Origin of the sequence: Streptomyces ossamyceticus (assembly GCF_001418475.1) — a bacterium.
GTDB lineage: Bacteria > Actinomycetota > Actinomycetes > Streptomycetales > Streptomycetaceae > Streptomyces > Streptomyces ossamyceticus.
Genome location: NZ_LIQX01000927.1, coordinates 534 through 1388 on the forward strand (window position 1 = coordinate 534; position 855 = coordinate 1388).

Consider the following 855-nt stretch of genomic DNA (forward strand, 5'->3'; position numbering starts at 1 on the left):
CGGCGGCCAGCAGCCTGCCCTGCGCGGCGATCCCGTACAGCGCGACGACCGGTACGACGACGAGCGGGCCGTCGATGTCGCTCACCAGGTAGTAGGCACCGGTGGCGACGACCGTGCACCAGCCGACCACCACCGGGTACCGGCGCCGGACCAGCAGCCCTCCGCACACGGCCGTGATCAACAGCCACGACACCACCAGCGCGGCCGACGAGCACCCACCGCCCCGCAGCCGCTGCCCCTCCGCGACGAACGCCACCAGCACGAACACCCCGAAGGCCAGCAAGGCATCGGCACGGACACCCCGGGGAACCCACGAACGAACCTGCGCGAAGGACGACATGGCCCCATCCTCCGCGACCGCGCATGGAGGGACGGGCATACGGTCGAGCCACGTAACGACCTCACTCGGACCGCAGACGGACCCATACGGTCGGAGCCATGGAGACAACCGCAGACGCCACGACGGCGGACGGCACAACGGCGGACGGCAGGACGGGCACCATCGTCTACCGGCCGGAGGACGACGAGGCCCTGACCGGGCTGGACGGGTCGTTCACCACGGACTCGGTGTTCGAAGTGACCATGACGGGCGAAGGCTTCACCATCCGGGAGACGCCCTTGGGCTCCCCCCTCCGCAAGGTCTTCCCCGCCGAGGACGACGACGTCGACGACGCCGATCCCGGGCCACGCCGGACGGTGGTCGCCTACGACGGCGACGAGTTGTGCGGATTCGTGGAGACGTCCTACGAGGCGTGGAACGGTCGGCTGACCGTCCGCGACATCGAGGTCGCGCCGGCCTGGCGCGGCAGGGGCATCGGTCGAGCTCTGATGCGGTACGCCCTCGACTTCGCCGGC

1 protein-coding gene and 1 pseudogene are annotated in these 855 nt (G+C 70.6%); one reads left to right on the plus strand and one right to left on the minus strand.

The annotated features are described in order from the left end of the window. A pseudogene (locus tag AOK15_RS45950) lies at positions 1–340 on the minus strand (sensor histidine kinase); the annotation flags it as partial. A 98-nt stretch (positions 341–438) separates the two neighbouring features. Between AOK15_RS45950 and AOK15_RS40620 the strand changes: the two are divergent. Continuing rightward, on the plus strand, positions 439–855 hold a 417-nt coding region (locus tag AOK15_RS40620), incomplete at its 3' end, for a GNAT family N-acetyltransferase (protein WP_055524213.1).